The sequence below is a fragment of the Falsigemmobacter intermedius genome (genome assembly GCF_004054105.1).
Classification (GTDB): Bacteria; Pseudomonadota; Alphaproteobacteria; order Rhodobacterales; family Rhodobacteraceae; genus Wagnerdoeblera; species Wagnerdoeblera intermedia.
The window spans coordinates 1-1,413 of the sequence record NZ_SBLC01000137.1 but is presented as its reverse complement, the minus strand read 5'-3'; the positions used below and the strand labels follow the sequence as shown (position 1 = coordinate 1,413).

Here is a 1,413-nt window from a genome sequence, read left to right as displayed (position 1 = left end):
TGGTTATGAGATGCTGTAACGGGACCTGCGTCGATACTCCCCGTTGGCGCTGTACGATCGAGGATAAACCGACGTCATTCCCGTATCGGATCCGAGTGGAGGGCTAAGGAATGAGGTTATTTATCGGACTGGACGTATCTCTGGCGAAGACTGCCATCTGTGTCATTAGCGAGCATGGCCAGATTGTGCGCGAGGCTGAAGCGCGTAGCGAACCCGAGATGCTCGTAAGTTGGCTTCGGCAGTTAGATGGCGCGATTGCCGCCATCGGCTTAGAGGCCGGGCCGTTGTCACAATGGCTTTACCGTGGCCTGACCAGTGCGGGTCTGGATGTGGTGCTCATGGAAACCCGACAGGTAAAGGGGGCCTTGAGGGCCATGCCGATCAAGACCGACCGCCGTGATGCTGAAGGCATTGCGCGTCTGCTTCATCTGGGGTGGTTCCGACCGGTGCATTGCAAGTCCATCACGGCACAAGAAGTGCGCGCCGTGCTCGGCGCCCGCAAAGCCATTCAGCAGGGCATGATGGCTTTGGAATTGTCTCTACGAGGATTGCTGCGAAACTTCGGCCTGAAGGTCGGCGCCATATCCCGTGGCAGGTTCGACCTTCGCATCCGAGAACTGACCAACGGCAACGCCATGCTCGAAGCTGCAACAGAACCAATGCTCCGGGCGCGCGCAAGCTTGCGACAGGAACTGGTAGGAATAGAACGTTGCGTGCGCCAGCTGGCACAAGAAGATCCAGTGTGCCGCAGGCTGATGTCCATGCCCGGTATCGGGTCAGTTGTTGCTCTGACTTTCCGTTCTGCTATCGATGATCCCGCTAGGTTCACCTCTTCGAAAAAGGTCGGGCCGTGGGTTGGCCTCACGCCGTCGCGAAACCAGTCTGGGGAACGTGATGTCTCTGGCGGGATCACGAAGGCGGGGGATGTCACGCTGCGCCGCGCCTTGTGTCAGGCCGCAACCGTCATGATGCATCGCGGGAGATCAACATGGCTTAGGACATGGGCGGCCCAGATCGCCAGACGAAGAGGGGCTAAGCGCGCCATGGTCGCCCTCGCCCGACGGATTGGCGTCATCCTCCATCGCATGTGGATAGATGATACCGACTTCAGGTTTGAGAGTTTTGTGACCTCCGGCCTGAAGTCATATCCTATGCCTGCTTGATCGCAGGCCTTCGAGGTCCCTGAGGGACGCGGTTCCGATAATGCCGTGGTCAGGACTGTTGCCGACCCCAATTGAGCACGCCTATGAGATGGGCATATCGGAATTGCATTGAACCAGCATCATGTTGGCGGCCGCAGCGCCGACCACGGACCGAAGCATGCACCCCAGGGTTCTCAAATGAAGGCGGCAACGAAGCAGCTCGGTGACTGAAGACAAACTGCTATGAGCCCGCAAACAGCGGACAATCCCG

The 1,413-nt window shown here is 58.6% G+C and carries 1 protein-coding gene; it reads left to right on the top strand.

Annotated elements, in window-relative coordinates; translation table 11 throughout:
• Nucleotides 1–110: 110 nt before the first annotated feature.
• Nucleotides 111–1,163 (top strand): IS110 family RNA-guided transposase, encoded by a 1,053-nt coding sequence (locus tag EP867_RS19590; protein WP_128491093.1) that lies wholly within the window; start codon nucleotides 111–113, stop codon nucleotides 1,161–1,163.
• Nucleotides 1,164–1,413: the final 250 nt, after the last annotated feature.